At 60.7% G+C, this 16,438-nt stretch carries 14 protein-coding genes and 1 tRNA gene; 7 read left to right on the top strand and 8 right to left on the bottom strand.

Translation table 11 applies throughout. The features are described 5' to 3' along the window. Together M0954_RS05840 and M0954_RS05835 are read right to left on the bottom strand one after the other, a co-directional pair. The coding region (locus M0954_RS05840; protein WP_297352120.1) for an ABC transporter permease subunit at positions 1-539 on the bottom strand (539 nt) is incomplete at its 3' end. A gap of 890 nt (positions 540-1,429) precedes the next feature. Continuing rightward, positions 1,430-3,328, bottom strand: a complete 1,899-nt coding sequence (locus tag M0954_RS05835) for a potassium transporter Kup (protein ID WP_297352118.1) — start codon at positions 3,326-3,328, stop codon at positions 1,430-1,432. Between the two features lie 160 nt (positions 3,329-3,488). Between M0954_RS05835 and M0954_RS05830 the strand changes: the two genes are divergently transcribed. The 3 genes from M0954_RS05830 to M0954_RS05820 all read left to right on the top strand — a co-directional run bounded on the left by M0954_RS05830 (position 3,489) and on the right by M0954_RS05820 (position 5,181). After that, positions 3,489-3,875 (top strand): hypothetical protein, encoded by a 387-nt coding sequence (locus M0954_RS05830; RefSeq protein ID WP_147467013.1) that lies wholly within the window; start codon positions 3,489-3,491, stop codon positions 3,873-3,875. A gap of 227 nt (positions 3,876-4,102) precedes the next feature. Continuing rightward, a complete protein-coding gene (locus M0954_RS05825) occupies positions 4,103-4,612 on the top strand; it encodes a PAAR domain-containing protein (protein ID WP_183143057.1) in 510 nt (169 codons plus the stop codon). Positions 4,613-4,614: 2 nt separating this feature from the next. Next, positions 4,615-5,181 (top strand): hypothetical protein, encoded by a 567-nt coding sequence (locus M0954_RS05820; RefSeq protein WP_297352116.1) that lies wholly within the window; start codon positions 4,615-4,617, stop codon positions 5,179-5,181. Positions 5,182-5,871: 690 nt separating this feature from the next. Here the strand turns inward: M0954_RS05820 and M0954_RS05815 are convergent. Further along, positions 5,872-5,948, bottom strand: a tRNA-Met gene (locus tag M0954_RS05815). A gap of 69 nt (positions 5,949-6,017) precedes the next feature. Next, positions 6,018-6,305, bottom strand: coding sequence for a hypothetical protein (locus M0954_RS05810; RefSeq protein ID WP_074264134.1), 288 nt, complete (start codon positions 6,303-6,305; stop codon positions 6,018-6,020). A gap of 238 nt (positions 6,306-6,543) precedes the next feature. Here M0954_RS05810 and M0954_RS05805 point away from each other — a divergent pair, with 238 nt between their 5' ends. The 3 genes from M0954_RS05805 to xth all read left to right on the top strand — a co-directional run bounded on the left by M0954_RS05805 (position 6,544) and on the right by xth (position 8,585). After that, complete coding sequence (locus tag M0954_RS05805) at positions 6,544-6,990, top strand: response regulator (RefSeq protein ID WP_122151517.1); 447 nt, start codon at positions 6,544-6,546, stop codon at positions 6,988-6,990. Between the two features lie 128 nt (positions 6,991-7,118). Further along, the gene (locus tag M0954_RS05800) at positions 7,119-7,577 is read left to right on the top strand and encodes a hypothetical protein (RefSeq protein WP_297352114.1); all 459 of its coding nucleotides are present in this window, start codon (positions 7,119-7,121) and stop codon (positions 7,575-7,577) included. Positions 7,578-7,808: 231 nt separating this feature from the next. Beyond that, a complete protein-coding gene (xth, locus tag M0954_RS05795) occupies positions 7,809-8,585 on the top strand; it encodes an exodeoxyribonuclease III (RefSeq protein ID WP_122155353.1) in 777 nt (258 codons plus the stop codon). A 2-nt stretch (positions 8,586-8,587) separates the two neighbouring features. Here the strand turns inward: xth and M0954_RS05790 are convergent, their stop codons facing one another. From M0954_RS05790 to glnA, 4 genes are all read right to left on the bottom strand, one after another. Continuing rightward, entirely contained in the window at positions 8,588-10,744 is a 2,157-nt protein-coding gene (locus M0954_RS05790; RefSeq protein ID WP_297352112.1) for a prolyl oligopeptidase family serine peptidase, read from the bottom strand. A 110-nt stretch (positions 10,745-10,854) separates the two neighbouring features. Then, complete coding sequence (ntrC, locus tag M0954_RS05785; protein WP_122151531.1) at positions 10,855-12,369, bottom strand: nitrogen regulation protein NR(I); 1,515 nt, start codon at positions 12,367-12,369, stop codon at positions 10,855-10,857. 45 nt (positions 12,370-12,414) lie between these two features. Further along, a complete protein-coding gene (gene glnL / locus M0954_RS05780) occupies positions 12,415-13,557 on the bottom strand; it encodes a nitrogen regulation protein NR(II) (protein ID WP_074264129.1) in 1,143 nt (380 codons plus the stop codon). Between the two features lie 177 nt (positions 13,558-13,734). After that, positions 13,735-15,150, bottom strand: a complete 1,416-nt coding sequence (glnA, locus tag M0954_RS05775) for a type I glutamate--ammonia ligase (protein ID WP_122151533.1) — start codon at positions 15,148-15,150, stop codon at positions 13,735-13,737. A gap of 458 nt (positions 15,151-15,608) precedes the next feature. Here glnA and M0954_RS05770 point away from each other — a divergent pair, with 458 nt between their 5' ends. Then, positions 15,609-16,073 carry a rhodanese-like domain-containing protein gene (locus M0954_RS05770; RefSeq protein ID WP_122151535.1) on the top strand — a complete coding sequence of 155 codons (465 nt, stop codon included), beginning with the start codon at positions 15,609-15,611 and terminating at the stop codon, positions 16,071-16,073. Positions 16,074-16,438 lie beyond the last annotated feature (365 nt).

The raw sequence follows: 16,438 nt of genomic DNA, 5'->3' as shown, positions 1-16,438 counted from the left end.
CAGCCGGTCAGGTGAAAGCCGCGCGAGACTTCGTCCAGATCGCGCGGCACCGAGCGCAGCGACTGATAGAAGCTGAACGTCATGTTCCAGGCCTGGCTCGTGAAGATCGCGAAGATCGCCGCGAGCTCCGCGCCCAGCACACGGCCCGGGAACAGTCCGATGAAAAACGTCACCGTGAACGAAATAAAGCCGAGCACCGGCACCGACTGCAGGATGTCGAGAATCGGCACCAGCACTTTCTCGGCGCGGCGGCTCTTGGAAGCAATCGTGCCGTAGACCAGCGTGAACACCAGCGAGGCCACCATCGCCGCAAGCATGCGCAACGTGGTGCGCAGCGCGTATTCCGGCAGGTTCGATGGGTCGAGCGAGATCACCTGGGTCTTGAGCGTCGACATCGGCGCGAGCGTCTGGTGAAAGCCGATCGCCGTGAAGGCGATCACGCAGATGATCAGCGGAAAGGCGACGAAGTCCCAGCCGTTAGGCAGCAAGCGCCAGGCGGACGCATTAGCGGTGCGGTTTAGATTGAAACTGAAATTCATCTGGCGTCTCGAACAAGGACAGCACACGTCAGCACCCTCCGCACGGGCGTCTCATCGCGAACGACGAAACGCCCCTGCAGATGGCGCAGGAGCACGGGAATCAGGAAAACAGGGACTTCAGACTGTGCCAGAGCACGACTAACTTATGCGGTCCGCGGGCTTGCAGCGAAAGCATGGCGTCGTAATGGACGCGCGCTTCCTGCACATGCGGGAGTTGTGACAGGAGGAGGCCGAAATTCATGGTGTTGCTCCGAGCGTTGGCTTAACGCATTCAATGGAAGCCAGCAGACCCGGAGTGCCGGCGCATCAGCGGCGCGGCCCAGAAGTTCTACTCGCTTCCTTTAGACAAAGGAAAGGCATAGCGGCATAAGGGACAACTGTCAGGGTCTGGCACGGGGTGCTCCTTCAAAAACATGCGCAGCGGACGCGCACAAGCAGGCTGCGCGCAAACGCAGCCACGAGCGGCGCTCGCGACACGGTGCCATGCAAACGCGCGACAACGCTGCGTTCGTACGGCGCTATTTGAGGTGCACGGAGAGATTTACTACGGCGCGCACCGTCTGCCTGCTGGCATGACGGCGGCTAGAGAATTACAGCGCGGGCGTCCTGCCAATCAGGCGGCAAATCCGATCGAAGATCGACTACTGCTACTGTCCAAGGCATTTGCCCCATTTGTGATAACGGCCGAATTCTAGACATTTTGAGACCTGGAAGTCAACTTGATTCGCCAGGCAATGCCAACTCAACGGGATTCTGTTGCGCAGTGGCTTCAGAAGACGCAACACTGTTCGTCGTCTGCCTGTGAGGCGCTCAAAAACGGAAAGGATCCCGCAAGAGCGGGGGCGCCGATTCGAAAGACCGACCGGCCTGGCTCACCGCCCCACCCAGACCTACAGATTGATCTGGCCACCCAGTTCGACCACGCGGTTCGCCGGCAAGCTGTAGTACTCGGCCGCCTGCGCCGCATTGCGGCCAAGGAACGCAAACAGCTTCTCGCGCCACAGCGCCATTTCCTTGCTCTCGCCGGTTGCGAGCACCGTATCGCGGGCAAGGAAGAACGAGGTGTCCGCCGGCTCGTATTCCCAGTCGGGGATCGCCTTCGCGACCAGCAACAAAACGGCCGGCACGTTCGGGATCTCCATGAAGCCATGGCGCACATTGACCGCATAGCAGCCGTAACCCATGTTCTCGACGGTGATTTTCTCCTCGTCGTGCACGTGCGGAACGTTCTCGGTCATGCCGGCCATAAAGATGTTGGTCCCGTGCATCACGCGGTTGTGCTTCAGGTTGTGCATGAACGCAGACGGCGTCATGCCGGCCACGCCGCCTGGGAAGACCGCCGTGCCTTCGACACGCGGCGGCGGATGCGATCCGCCGCACAGCGACCGGATCAGACCAGCGAGCGGAATATTATCGGTCTTCATGCGCTCCACCACCAGTTCGCGGCCCCGATGCCAGGTGGTCATCACCGTGAACAGCACGCCACCCGCCAGCAGCGGGAACCAGCCGCCCTCGGCCACCTTGCTGACGTTGCTCGAGACGAACACCGCATCGACCAGTGCCAGCGGTCCGATCACCACGAAGGTGGCAAGCGGGCTCCACTTCCAAAGGGAATGGGTGATGAAATACATCAGCAGCGTAGTCAGCAGCATGGTCGAGGCAACGGCAATCCCGTACGCCGCGGCCAGATTGTCCGAAGACTTGAAGAACACCACGAGAAACACCACCGCGGCGTACAGCGACACGTTGATGAACGGTACGTAGACCTGCCCGACCTCGTGCGTCGACGTATGAACGACGGGGATGCGCGGCAGGAAGCCGAGCTGGACCGCCTGCTTGGTCATCGAGAAGGCGCCGGAGATCACCGCCTGCGAGGCGATGATGGTGGCGAACGTGGCGAGCACAACCAGCGGCACGAGCGCCCAGCCGGGCGCGGACTCGAAGAACGGCTGCTCGATGGTCGAAGGCCGCGCCAGCACCAGTGCGCCCTGACCGAAGTAGTTGAGAATCAGGCTAGGCAGCACCAGCACCAGCCAGGCAAAGCGAATCGGCTTCTTGCCGAAGTGCCCCATGTCGGCATAGAGCGCTTCGCCCCCGGTCAAGGCGAGGAACACCGAGCCGAGCACTACGAACGCCGTGCCGGGCGCATGCGTCACGAACGTCACGGCGTACAACGGCGACGCCGCCTTGATGATGCCAGGGCCGGTCACGATGTGCAGCAGCCCCAACGCGGCCAGCGTGACGAACCAGATGATCATGATCGGGCCGAAAACCTTGCCGACCGTGCCTGTACCACGCTTTTGCAGCTTGAACAGACCCGTCAGGATGACCAGCGAGATCGGCACGATCCACGCGGTCAGTTTGGGGTCGACCAGCGTGACGCCCTCCACCGCCGAGATCACGGAGATGGCTGGCGTGATCATCGAGTCGCCGTAGAACATCGCGGCGCCGAATACGCCGAGCGTCAGCAGCACCTGCGAAAGCCGCGCCGGCGCGACACGCGAGGCCAACGCGGTCAAGGCGAGAATGCCGCCTTCGCCGTCGTTGTCGGCGCGCATCACGAAGCTCACATACTTGAACGTGACCACCACGATGATCGACCAGAGAATCAGCGAGACGATGCCGAACACATTCATCTGGTTGATGCCGCCCGCGGCCTTCAGACATTCGCGCAACGTGTACAGCGGACTTGTGCCGATGTCGCCGAACACCACCCCGATGGCGCCAAGCACGAGGCTGGGCGCGACGGTGGCTGTGGGGGACGAGGAGCTGGTGACAGATGAGGACATAGGGTGTCGTAAGTTAAATGAAATTAACGGCATGCCTGACCGTATGGGCGCCTGACGCAAATACGGCCCTCGCACCAGCGGAATATCTAGCTTCTAGCAGGTTCTTGATACCACGCGATGAAATATTATCCGGCGTTGATGGGATTGTGGGGGAACGGGCTTGAAGACCGCTCTACCGGAGCTTCCAGATGCCCCATATGGCAATTGCAAGAGCCAGCCCGAAACCACCGCCCAACAGGATGTATGTCGCCATTTCAACTTCCTCGAAACCAGGGTTGCAGCGGGGCGGCACGCCCTGGTCGGACGCACAACCCGCAAGGGCCGAATGGTACCTTTGGTTCCTTTCAGAACCCATGACGCATTCGCCCCGTTGAGCCGGGCATACTCGGCTCAACGGAGTGCGGTGCTGCGCGAGTTTTCCGAAGGCACTGATGCCATGGTGTCCGTGGTGGGCGCACGCCTGATCGTGGGCCACATCACCGGCAATGGCCACATGCATTTTCGTAGTTGTCTGAAATCCCTTCATTCCAGCTTTGTGGATCATTGATCTTGGGTTTGTATATCTGTCTGTGTTGCGCAGACCCTAAGGCGCAGGAGGCGCGCTCGAGCGCGAAGTCGCCTGTGACGATTCACCTAAAAACGGAAAACCGGAAATGTCAGATAAGCAACAACAAGAAGCAGCAACGTACCTGTTTGCAACCATCGGTCCGCGCACTGCGCGTGGCGGGCAAGTGACCCGCGTAACAACAAAAGCTATGCAAAGCGGCGGTAGTCATGCGTAAGGCCGCAGTCCGGGACGGCGATCCGACGACAACAGGCGGTAGGGTCTTTGGGACGGCTTCAACTATCAAAGACCACGGTACAGCGGTTGCGCTGGATGGTGACGTCGCGACGTGTGGCAACTGCAAGGGGACCCACAGTATATTCGGCACAGGAAAAGGAATCAGTGAAAAGGGGCGCAAGGTTGTTGTTGACAACGACTCGGTACTCTGCCCGTGCGGGAAGAACCACGTAATGGTCGGCAGCAACCCGGGCTACTTTCTCAACTCGCATACGGGCGCAGCAGGCGAGAGCAGCGCAGCAACAGCGCAGCAATCCGCCATCGCAACATATGACGACAGATTCATCCTGCGTAACGCCAACGAAGTGTTAGCTCGCGCTGCCTACGCCGTGCAGCGAAAAGACGGCACTTTTGAATACGGCGAAACGGATGGCAATGGGCACACCCATTTGCTAGCCTCAACCGTTTCCGCTGAGCGCGTCAACGTTTACCTTGCAGGATAAACATGTCAGAACAGACTCACGTCTCCCCGGACGGGGTGAGATATCGATTGATCGCAACGCGAACCACCACGCCAACAACCGATTCTGAGGCAAAGGAAATTCGGACAGAAACTGATAGCGTCGAGGTGATCGTAAGCGACTCGCGACTCATCAGCCGAGGATCACAATTCGATCATGTGGCAATCATCGTAGATGACATAGCGTACTCACGGGCACATGACGGCTACGACTCAAAGAAGACCTATGCTCAATATGTGGCCGTGCAAGTGAGCTTTCGCGACTCAGTTGGTTATGTCCTTCGCGTTTCTCCGGAAGAAAAGAAAAAAATCAAGGCCGAACTGAAACACCGAGTGGCAATAACCAATGGAAATCCGTCAACACACGAATACAGCCTGCTAGACAACAGTTGCTCGTCGAACGTGGCCGATGTGTTAAATGTGATTGGAATTGTCGCCTATGATCCAAGATGGTCTGCCTTCGGCATGGTTAGCCCTGAAGACATCGCCTCTGGCCTATCCCACTCCAAGCGAGTGAAAGAGCGGCGCTTCTATCCGAAAGACGGCTCATGAAAAAACCTCTTTCCGTCGTCGGCATTGTGCTTGGAACACTGATGTCTGCCTGCTCGAACAAAACGCCTGAAGTATGGGTTGCCACCACGACCACCCCGATATACGCCTCGGAAAGTGACACAGAAGCGAGGGTTTTGTTCACACTAGGAACCGGCGATACCTGCGTACCGGTTCGTAGCGTAGTGATGAAGGTATATCTGCACACTGAGATTCAGTGTAAAAGCGGGCGCGGATGGACTATCGACAAACAGAATTTCAACATTGAATCGGGGGAGAGGAGTTAATCCGACGAAATCTCACAGCTGAAAACCATTGAAGAAATGCGGCAAAGCCCGCTTAAGGCCGGGCTTGCTGTTTCTCAGGAACCACCTCTGGAACGGATCAACAGCCTAGCAAGCGCCGTTGCGGCGCGCACCGTACGACGCGGTGCAAATGCGCTGCACCCACGAATCCATACACGGCTCTCGCTGTGCCCGCAAGTCAGTTCGAAATCACTGGTGTATGGAGCGGTCGAGCGGATCATGGCTCGATGCGAAGCCGCTAGGAGGCTTAAAACAAAAAACCCGCTCCAAGGCGGGTTTGATGGCGCGACTGGTCTTGCACGATTCCGCAGTTTTTGCCCACCTGTTGCCCAAATTCGGGAAAAGAAAGCATTGCAAAAAACGTTGAAATCGCTGAACGGCTTAACCTTGGTTGCGGGGGTAGGATTTGAACCTACGACCTTCGGGTTATGAGCCCGACGAGCTGCCAGACTGCTCCACCCCGCGTCAGAGGAAACGGATTGTATAGAGATGTCGGTAGATCGTCAAACAATCGGGCGGATTATTTTCTTAACGTCAAAGATCGGCGACTGACGCCCCTTCCACTTTGCCGTCGATGATGTCTGCGCCGTACTGGCTCGCGCTGCGCTTGGCGATGCCGAAATCGGAGAACGTAGCTGGCCGCACGAGGCGAAACACACGGCTCGCTTTCGAACCGCTGATTGCCCCAGGCCGACACACGCGCACCGCGACGTCGTAGCCCTCGGCGTGCCGCTTGTGGCCGTCGAACTTGTCGAACTCCCGCGAGAAAACCAGCGGGTGCACTTCGAAGTCCTTATAGAGCGCTGGATACAGTTCAGCCATGGCAATTCCCCGATTCATGAATATCGTCTCACTATACGCCCCGCCCGGGAGCGCCCCGGTATTTATTTTCCTGTCCGACCCCGTAGCTCGACGCTGGCGGCGCGTCAGCGGGCTGCCATGCTCTTGCGGCACAATCCACTCACGGCGCGCGCGACCCCGCCATGCAACAACGCATGCAACCGGCACGCAACAGCAAGGAACGCGCGTTGCTCTACCGAATTGATCTGGAGGAGGACACATGGACCCGTTTGCACCGGCGCCGAAAGTCACGGTGTGGCGCATGCCACGCCCCGCGTCTTTGCAGAACCATCTATTGATGATCGCCGACGACGACCAGCTCGCGTGCCAGTCCGCCGCGCAGGTTCTCCGGCTCGCCGGCTTCGAGGTATTGACGGCCTACAGCGGCCAGGAGGCGCTGCGCCTCGCGCGGGCTGCCCAGCCGGCAGTAGCGATCCTCGACCTGTCGATGCGTATCGGCAATGGCTGGGACACCGCCACCACGCTGCGCGACGAAGCGCAGGAGATGTTGCTGATCGCCCATACGGGCTTTTCGACCCATTCCGAATGGCAGCGCGCCGAAAGCTGCGGGTTCGATGCCTACTTCGTGAAACCTTGCGACCACGACCGGCTGATCGGGTTGATCAAGGAATTCCTCGACTCGTGTCCGCGCGCCAATTCAGATTGAACGGCAACGCGTCGTACGGCGCTTCGCTCGCGGCGATCGCGTACGGTTTCGATCAAACGTTCGTTGGAAGATGCCACGAAAGATTCACAGGGTCAGGCTCGGCGCTTGCTGGTCACGTCGGACAAAAGATGGCGACGATCCGATCAACTTACGCTGTGGAGCAACACCTTATGGAATGCGCGTACAAATCATGCACGATCCACGTCTCAGCCGGCATTGAAAACGGCGAGATTGTCGGCAACGCGCGCATCGAGTTACCGCCCGGGCTGGAAGCCGGCGTCCCCGAGACACACGACATGATCTTCGCCCAGGGTTTCGTCGACGAGCATGAGGCCATCGAATTTGCCCGCGCGTGCGCCAAGGCGTGGTGGACGAACACTGCGAAGAGCCGCCGAGCAGCTAAAAAAAAGCCGCGACCAGGTCGCGGCACAAACACACGTCGCGCGAAGATTGCTGCGCTTGATGCATCGTACCCAGGTCATCGCTGGGCGCAATCGGGTGTCTGGTCTGAGGGTATGACGACAGGCGCGAAACCCAAGCCTGTCGGGGACATCAGCATCGTCAAGCGTGACAGACTGATGTTGTGAAACTGCAACGGCGACGGAGTTCTGCAAGACCGGCAAAAATGTCCGACAGAGCAGAACGCACGCATCCCGTTTCTATCAAATGATTAGGATAACGACAGTATCAGCAGAGAGGCTGGCCCGACGCCGCAACTGGGATTTCCGATTGCGAATGAGACGGTTATCATCTCGGTCAACAGTACCGAAATGACCCTGGTTGCCGCCCCATCCTTCTTTCGAGCATCGACATCGCCAATGAAAATCGCAACATGGAACGTCAATTCACTGAAAGTCCGCCAGCAGCACGTGATGGACTGGCTCGAAACGAGTCAGGTCGACGTGCTCTGCCTGCAGGAGCTCAAGCTGACCGACGACAAGTTCCCGCGCGCCGAATTCGAGGCAAAAGGCTACCGAAGCTGGTTCGCCGGCCAGAAGACCTATAACGGCGTGGGCATCCTCGTACGCGACGGTTTGAACGTCGATGAAAGCACGATCGTGCGCAACATCCCCGGCCATGAAGACCCGCAGCAACGCGTGATCACGGCGACGATCGAGGGCGTGCGGATCATCTCCGCCTACTTCCCGAACGGCCAGGCGCCGGGCAGCGAGAAGTTCGCCTACAAACTGGGCTGGCTCGCGGCGCTGCACGACTGGCTCGTTGGCGAACTCGCGCAACATCCCAGGCTCGCCCTGCTCGGCGACTACAACATCGCCCCGGAAGATCGCGACGTCCACGATCCGAAGGCCTGGGAAGGACAGAACCTCGTGTCGCCGGAAGAGCGCGCCGAATTCGTGCGCCTGATCGGACTGGGACTCGTCGATGCGTTCCGCCAGTTCGACCATCCGGAGAAAATCTTCTCGTGGTGGGACTACCGCATGCTTGCGTTTCGCCGCAACGCCGGACTGCGCATCGATCACATCCTGCTGTCGCAGCCGCTTGCTAAAGTCTGCACGTCCTGCGACATCGACAAGGTGCCGCGTAAGTGGGAACAGCCGTCGGACCACGCACCGGTCGTTGCGCAGATCGACTGACCCTAGGCGACCGCCGTGCCGCTCAGACACGTCCACAGGAAGTCATACTCCATCGCATCATGGACGGCCTGCTCGAGTTCATCCGAGCCGCCGCCATGCCCGCCGTCCGTATCCTCCCGGTACCACACGCGCTCGGCCCCCAGCGCCTGCATGCGCGCCACCATCTTGCGCGCATGTCCCGGATGGACCCGATCGTCGCTCGTCGAGGTTGTGAACAGCACTGGCGGATACTGCACGTCGGCGCTCACGTGGTGATACGGCGAGTAAGCCGCGAGCACGCGGGCCTCGTCCGGCTCGTCGGGATCGCCGTATTCGTCGATCCACGACGCGCCGGCATGCAGCAGGTGATAGCGGCTCATATCGAGCAGCGGCACTTCGCACACCACCGCGCCGAAAAGATCGGGACGCTGCACCATGCACGCCGCCACCAGCAAGCCGCCGTTGCTGCCGCCCCTGATGCCCAGTTGCGCGGCCGTGGTCACGCCGTCGGCAATGAGCGCCTCACCGACCGCGATGAAGTCGTCGAAGGAGCACTGCCGGTTTTCCGCTTGCGCCGCGAGATGCCACTCGGTACCGAACTCGCCACCGCCGCGAATATGCGCGACTACAAACACCCCGCCCTGCTCGAGCCAGCCGATCCCAGGTCCGGTCAGATAACTCGGCGTGAGCGGGATGGCAAAGCCGCCGTAGCCGGTCAACAGACACGGGCGAGCCTGCGCTGAGCCCTCCGCTTGCGGTGCCGCTTCGAGCAGCGCGCGCGAACCGATAACCGTGTACGGCACACGTGTGCCGTCGGCGGATTCTGCGTGGCCTCGCTTGACCGTATAAGGCGTGGCGTCGAACTGGGTCGGCCAGCGGTCGAGCAATTCCCAGTCGGCCAGATTTTCACTCGCCAGATCGGCGAGCCAGTATTCAGGCGGCAGCAGATAATCGTCGACGTCGACATACACCTCGTCATTGAGCGTCGGCTCAATGGGCGACACGTCGACTTGCGAGCTCGCGCGTGCCGGAAACGCACGTGAATGCCACTCCCATGCGCCGTCTCCGGCCTGCTGCGGTTGCCACAGAATGGTCTGGCTCTGCACGTCGTCCAGATACGAGACGATCAGATGATGACGCGTGTGGGTCCAGTCACATGCCGAGGTCTGCGCGTTCGGCGTGAAAAGCGGCACGAAACGGCGCTCGCCGGCCAGAAACTCGCGCTCGCGAATCGCCAGCAGCGCGCCACCCGGATAGTGTGCGTCCTCGAAGGACCAGTCAAGGCGCGGCTCGAACAGCAACCACCCTTCCCACGCACCCACGCCCACATGCGTGGGGACGTCGTAGCGCTGCCACGCACCGCCGGCATCGAGATAGAAGGTTTCGGAATCGAAAAAGTCGACGCTGCGTGAGGCCGTATGCCGCCGATCGATCGGATCGTAGTCGGCGTCGACGCTAATGTCATCGAACTCGCCGCGAAACACGACCGGCGCCTCGGCAAGCGAAGTGCCGCGCGACCAGCGCCGCACTTCGCGCGGATAGCCCGAACGCGTCAACGACTTGCCACCTTTGTCCCAGCGCAGGTACACGCTGTCGCGGTCGATCCACGACACCGTGTGCTTGCCCGCTTTGGCAATCACAAAGCCATCGCTCAGAAAACGTTGCGCGTCGATATCGAATTCGCGAACCACCACGGCGTCCGAGCCGCCCGGCGATAGCGTTACGAGCGCACGGTCGCCATCGGGATAAAGGATATCGAGTTCGACGCAGACCCACGGCGTGCCTTCGGCCGCGCCGAGTGCATCGAAGTCGAGCAGGTTTTGCCACACCGGTGTGCCTGCCCGCCAGCTCGCCCACGAGGTGCGTCGCCAGATGCCCTTGGGGTTGTGTTCGTCCTGCCACAGGTCGTAAGCCCAGTCTTGCCAGCGATCGGGGATCACCGGCCGCTCGCGCGGCAGATAAGCCTCGGCAAGCTGCTGCTTGAGGGTCTCGAAGCGCACACTGCTGCACCATGCGGCACGCGTGCGGGCATTCTGCTGCTCGACCCAGGCCAGCACGGCAGGATCGTCGAGCGATTCGAGTGACAGGAAAGGATCGGGAGACTGAGGCCAGTGAACGGAAACCGGGGATGCAGGGGACGTTGGGGAACCCTTGGAAGTCAAAGCGGAAGCAGCAGGCATGGTAGACCGTCGTAACTGAACAACGACGATTATGCCCTGTGACGCGCGACACGCTATATACCGGAAGGACGCCGCCACGCGGCGCCCCTCTTCCTCCGGTCAAACTCGTCTCACGGTTCGAGGTTGAGTTCCTGAATCTTGCGCGTGATGGTGTTGCGGCCAATGCCCAGCCGCTCGGCGGCTTCGACCTTGCGGCCGCGGGTGAAATCGAGCGCTTCGCGGATTACTGCGGCCTCGAAGCGCCGTGCGAGTTCGTCCATCACATCGGGCGCGTTCTCACGCAGCATCCGGGCGACTTCGGTACGCAGCCCGCTCTCCCATGCACTCGCGGCGACCGCCACCGGCATGCCAGGCATCGACGCCACATGCGACGGCAGCGCTGCGCCGTTCGCTGTCGGCTGCCCGGCGATGCCACTCGCCGGATCGCCACCCAGCATGCCACCCGCAGCGATCTCCGCCGCGCCCGCCTGGGCCGGCACCAGATCCGGTGGCAAATCCTTGATCTCGATGGTCTGCGCTGGCGCCATCACGGTCAGCCAGTTAGCCAGATTCTCGAGCTGCCGCACATTGCCTTGAAACGGCAGCGACGCAAGATACGTCAGCGCCTCCTCGGATACACGCTTTGACTCGACGCCCAGGTCGCGCGCACTCTTCTGCAGGAAGTGGCGCGTGAGCAGCGGAATGTCTTCGCTGCGCTCGCGCAACGCCGGCAGGCGCAAGCGGATCACATTGAGCCGGTGATACAAGTCTTCGCGGAACAGACCTTGACGCACCCGCGACTCGAGGTTCTGGTGCGTGGCGGCAATCACCCGCACATTCGCGCGCAACGGGCTGTGACCCCCGACGCGGTAGAACTGGCCATCGGAGAGCACCCGCAACAAACGCGTTTGCAGATCGAACGGCATGTCGCCGATTTCGTCGAGAAACAGCGTGCCGTTCTCGGCCTGCTCGAAACGCCCCTGACGCATCGCCTGCGCGCCGGTGAAGGCGCCGCGCTCATGACCAAATAGTTCGGACTCCAGCAGATCCTTCGGAATCGCCGCGGTGTTCAATGCGATGAACGGCCCGTTCGCGCGTGGGCTATGTCGGTGCAAGGCGCGCGCCACGAGTTCCTTACCGGTGCCTGATTCGCCGGTAATGAGCACGGTTGCCGCAGAATGGGACAGGCGGCCGATGGCGCGAAACATATCCTGCATCGCCGGTGCCTGGCCGAGCATTTCCGGTGCATCGGCGACGCGTTCATCCCACGTCTGTTCGCCGCGCACGCTTTCGTCGACGGCGCGGCGAATCAGTTCGACGGCCTTGTCGACGTCGAACGGCTTGGCGAGGTATTCGAAGGCCCCGCCCTGAAACGCGGCCACGGCGCTATCGAGATCCGAGAACGCGGTCATGATGATGACGGGCAAGCCCGGCACCTTTTCGCGCACCGTCTGCAGCAATTCAAGGCCCGAACCGCCGGGCATGCGGATGTCGGACACCAGCACTTGCGGGCTGTCGTGATCGAGCGCGGCTGCTGCGTCGCGCACGTTCGCAAAGCTGCGCGTCGCGAAGTTCTCGCGAGCGAGCGCCTTCTCGAGTACCCAGCGGATCGATTGATCGTCGTCTACTATCCAGATCGGCTTCATATGGTCGGTCAGAAGTCTTTAGGTGCGCTTGTGACGCATGAGGTATTAGCAGTCGAGCGGCAGCAGAATCTGAAACTCGGTGTGGCCCGGACGGCTGTCCACTTCGATCAGTCCATCGTGCTGCTGCACGAAAGTCTGCGCGAGCGTGAGACCCAGACCGCTTCCATCGTCGCGCCCCGAAACGAGCGGATAAAAAATGCGGTCGCGGATGTCTTCTGGAATGCCTGGTCCGTTGTCGATGATATGCAAGTCCAATGCCAGCTTACATAAGCGTTTCGCAATGGTGATCTTGCGCGCAACACGCGTGCGCAATTCGATGCGCGCGTCGCCTTGCGAAATCCGTTCGCGCAACGCTTCAGCCGCATTGCGCACGATATTGAGCACCGCTTGAATCAGTTGTTCCTTGTCGCCGCGCAGATCGGGCACGCTCACGTCGTAATCGCGCTCGATGGTGAGGCCGCGCGGAAACTCCGCGAGAATCACCGCGCGCACGCGTTCGCATACTTCGTGGATATTCACGTCGCCCACGATATGCGGATGACGGTGCGGCTCCAGCAGCCGGTCGACCAGCGTTTGCAGCCGGTCCGATTCCTTGATGATGACCTGGGTGTACTCGCGCAACTCGTCGCGCTCGCGCACACCCAGTTCGAATTCGAGCAATTGCGCCGCACCGCGAATGCCGCCGAGCGGATTCTTGATCTCATGCGCGAGATTGCGGATCAGTTGCTTGTTGACCGCGGTCAGATCGTTGATACGCTCTTCGCGGTCAGTGCGCAGGTGGCGTTCGTTTTCGAACAGCTCGAGCAATACAAAATCGGGCGCGCCGTCCAAGTAACCCACAATCGCATGCACATGCAGCGGCTCGTGGCCCTGGCGTTCGAGCACCGCGTCGAGGTGCGTCGCATGGAAACGGTGTTCTGCAATCGACGCGACCGTTGCGATCAATTCGTCCGAGTTCGCGAAGATGTCCGGCCACGCCATTTGCGTCAACTGCCGGCGCGACAAATCGAGCATCGCCTCAGCGGACGGATTTGCATACGCGACCCGCAGCGTGCGTTTGTCGAGCACGAGCACGACCGTCGGCAAAGCCTCAAACCCCGTCAGCAGCCCCGAATCCGCCAGTTGAGCGTTTTCGGACAGCGGCTCGGCATGCCCTTTTCTAGCTTTGATCAGATTCTTCAGAACCATCTTGCAGTCTGGCCGATGAGAGATGGTGGTACAACAAACCGCCCGCACTTCGCAAACGTTTCCTGGTGCCTACAAAAAAAGGGACGGCGCCGCCGTCCCTTTGTGACTCGCATTCGATCAGTCACGAGCGTCGGGCGCGCGCTTCGCCACACACGTGAGGCGAAGCGCCATCGCCGCTTACAGCGAGTAGTACAGTTCGAACTCGACCGGGTGCGTGGTCATACGCACACGTTGCAGTTCTGCTTCCTTCAGTTCCAGGTAAGCGTCGATCATCGTGTCCGTGAACACGCCACCGCGCGTCAGGAACTCGCGGTCGTTGTTCAGCGCTTCGAGCGCCTGGTCGAGGCCGGCACACACGGTCGGGATCTTTGCATCCTCTTCCGGCGGCAGGTCGTACAGGTTCTTGTCAGCAGCTTCGCCCGGGTGGATCTTGTTCTGCACGCCGTCCAGACCTGCCATCATCAGTGCCGAGAAGCACAGGTACGGGTTGGCCATCGGATCCGGGAAGCGCGTTTCGATACGGCGGCCCTTCGGGTTCGACACGTGCGGAATGCGGATCGATGCCGAACGGTTACGCGCCGAGTAAGCGAGCTTGACCGGTGCTTCGAAGTGCGGCACGAGACGCTTGTACGAGTTCGTCGTCGGGTTCGTGATGCCGTTCAGCGCACGGGCATGCTTGATGATGCCGCCGATGTAGAACAGCGCGAATTCCGACAGGCCTGCGTAGCCATTGCCTGCGAACAGATTCTGGCCGTCCTTCCAGATCGACTGGTGAACGTGCATACCCGAACCGTTGTCGCCGACCACCGGCTTCGGCATGAACGTCGCCGTCTTGCCGTACGTGTGCGCCACGTTGTGGACGATGTACTTCAGTTGCTGCGTCCAGTCGGCGCGCTGCACGAGCGTCGAAAACTTGGTGCCGATTTCGTTCTGGCCCATGCCACCGACTTCGTGGTGGTGCACTTCAACCGGAATGCCGATCTGTTCGAGCAGCAGACACATTTCCGAGCGAATGTCCTGGAACGAATCGACCGGTGCGACCGGGAAGTAGCCGCCCTTAGTGCCCGGGCGGTGACCCGTGTTGCCGCCTTCGAATTCCTTGCCTGACGACCACGGTGCTTCTTCCGAGCCGATCTTCACGAAGCAACCCGACATGTCCGTGTTCCACTGGACCGAGTCGAAAATGAAGAATTCCGGTTCCGGACCGAAGTAGGCCGTGTCGCCCAGGCCCGAGCTCTTCAGGTAGGCTTCAGCGCGCTTTGCCAGCGAGCGCGGATCACGTTCGTAGCCCTTGCCGTCAGCCGGTTCGACGACGTCGCAGGTCAGCACGAGGGTCGACTCTTCATAGAACGGGTCGATGAAAGCCGTGTCTGCATCCGGGACGAGCAGCATGTCAGACGCCTCGATGCCCTTCCAGCCGGCAATCGACGAACCGTCAAACGCATGGCCGCTCTCGAACTTGTCCTCGCTGAATGCCGACACCGGCACCGATACGTGCTGTTCTTTGCCGCGTGTGTCGGTAAAACGGAAGTCGACAAACTTGACGTCCTCGTCCTTGACGAGCTGAATGACGTCGGCCACGGATTTACTCATAACCTATCTCCTGATTAACGAATTCGGCGGATTTCGCCGCCGCCCAAATCTAGCTGACCCGTCCCGGCACGTCTACCTCGCATTGATTTCACGCGAAATCAGACGCTGAAAACCGGTCATCGAATCGATCGGCCACCAATTAAGCAGCTTCTGTGCCATATGTGCGCCACGCAGGCGCAGAGACCTTCGTCACGCGCATTCGCGGGGAATTGCCGCACCCCGAAGAGCATGAACGGGCCCCGAATCTTGAAACGAACGCACCATTGCGGTGCAATCTCAAAATGATCATCAGGTCAAATCCCTAAATTGGGGCGTGCGCCTTATTTTGCACCATTTTGGCGCAATGGGTTTGCGGTTGCGCGTTTGCTCAGGCGCGCGGCCGCGCAGGACGTACGATGAAGCCGCCGCGCCGGCCGCCGCGCTAGAATGGTCATTTGGTCCGAAGGAGACTTGCTGTCATGAGTACGCTCGAACAGTTGTATGCCCAGGCCGAAAAGCGCCGTCTCGACAATCAGCTGCCCTACGCGGGCGCGCTGTCGCCCGCCGAGGCCTTCGAGCTTCTTCAACTCGATCCGCGCACCCGGCTCGTCGACGTGCGCACGCGTGCAGAACTGGACTGGGTCGGCCGGCCGGTGATCGGCGACGGCCAGTATGCTCATATCGAGTGGACCCGCTATCCGGGCGCGGTGCCGAATCAGGAATTCCTCGAGCAACTGGGTCAGGTGGCCGCAAACGATACGCCGGTGCTGCTCCTGTGCCGCAGCGCAGCGCGCTCGAAGCTCGCCGCCATCGCCGCGACTCAGGCTGGTTTCACCAAGGCATTCGATCTGCTGGAGGGCTTCGAAGGCGACAAGGACGGCCAGGGGCATCGAAAGACGGTCTCTGGATGGTGTTTTCGCGGCTTGCCGTGGATTGGCGCTTAAGGCGGCCGAAGACGATCGCCTTCGCGTGGAGAAACCCGCGCAGCGTGGCTGATGCAACCGCGCTGAAACAGGACACGCCGACGACACATTGACTGCATCGTCGGCGCGCGGTGTGACATTGCGATGTCGCGACAGCGGCCCCCCGCCCAATCGGCGAACGAGGACCGCTTCGATCATTGGGCGCCGCCCGGGCAGCGCCCAAGGAGCTCAAGGCGCGGCGGCAATACCGAAGACGTGCAACTTGCCCTCGCTGACCTGTCTCGGCAAGGTAACGCTCGCCACCTGCTTGCCCGGTGTCAGCGCCACCGTCTGCGCGAACAGATAGGTCTTGACGGCGTTGTTGGTGCCGTCGCCGGCATTGCGGT

The organism is Paraburkholderia sp., from assembly GCF_026225065.1.
In the GTDB taxonomy this organism is placed as follows: domain Bacteria; phylum Pseudomonadota; class Gammaproteobacteria; order Burkholderiales; family Burkholderiaceae; genus Paraburkholderia.
The sequence above is the reverse complement of the archived record's forward strand: the minus strand, read 5'-3'. Positions and strand labels throughout refer to the sequence as shown.

Bases quoted from the DNA above. Each gene is read 5' to 3' on its own strand.
- M0954_RS05835 (WP_297352118.1), bottom strand. From the start codon at position 3,328: ATGTCCTCATCTGTCACCAGCTCCTCGTCCCCCACAGCCACCGTCGCG.
- M0954_RS05825 (WP_183143057.1), top strand. From the start codon at position 4,103: ATGCGTAAGGCCGCAGTCCGGGACGGCGATCCGACGACAACAGGCGGT.
- M0954_RS05820 (WP_297352116.1), top strand. From the start codon at position 4,615: ATGTCAGAACAGACTCACGTCTCCCCGGACGGGGTGAGATATCGATTG.
- M0954_RS05810 (WP_074264134.1), bottom strand. From the start codon at position 6,305: ATGGCTGAACTGTATCCAGCGCTCTATAAGGACTTCGAAGTGCACCCG.
- M0954_RS05805 (WP_122151517.1), top strand. From the start codon at position 6,544: ATGGACCCGTTTGCACCGGCGCCGAAAGTCACGGTGTGGCGCATGCCA.
- M0954_RS05800 (WP_297352114.1), top strand. From the start codon at position 7,119: ATGGCGACGATCCGATCAACTTACGCTGTGGAGCAACACCTTATGGAA.
- xth (WP_122155353.1), top strand. From the start codon at position 7,809: ATGAAAATCGCAACATGGAACGTCAATTCACTGAAAGTCCGCCAGCAG.
- M0954_RS05790 (WP_297352112.1), bottom strand. From the start codon at position 10,744: ATGCCTGCTGCTTCCGCTTTGACTTCCAAGGGTTCCCCAACGTCCCCT.
- ntrC (WP_122151531.1), bottom strand. From the start codon at position 12,369: ATGAAGCCGATCTGGATAGTAGACGACGATCAATCGATCCGCTGGGTA.
- glnL (WP_074264129.1), bottom strand. From the start codon at position 13,557: ATGGTTCTGAAGAATCTGATCAAAGCTAGAAAAGGGCATGCCGAGCCG.
- glnA (WP_122151533.1), bottom strand. From the start codon at position 15,150: ATGAGTAAATCCGTGGCCGACGTCATTCAGCTCGTCAAGGACGAGGAC.
- M0954_RS05770 (WP_122151535.1), top strand. From the start codon at position 15,609: ATGAGTACGCTCGAACAGTTGTATGCCCAGGCCGAAAAGCGCCGTCTC.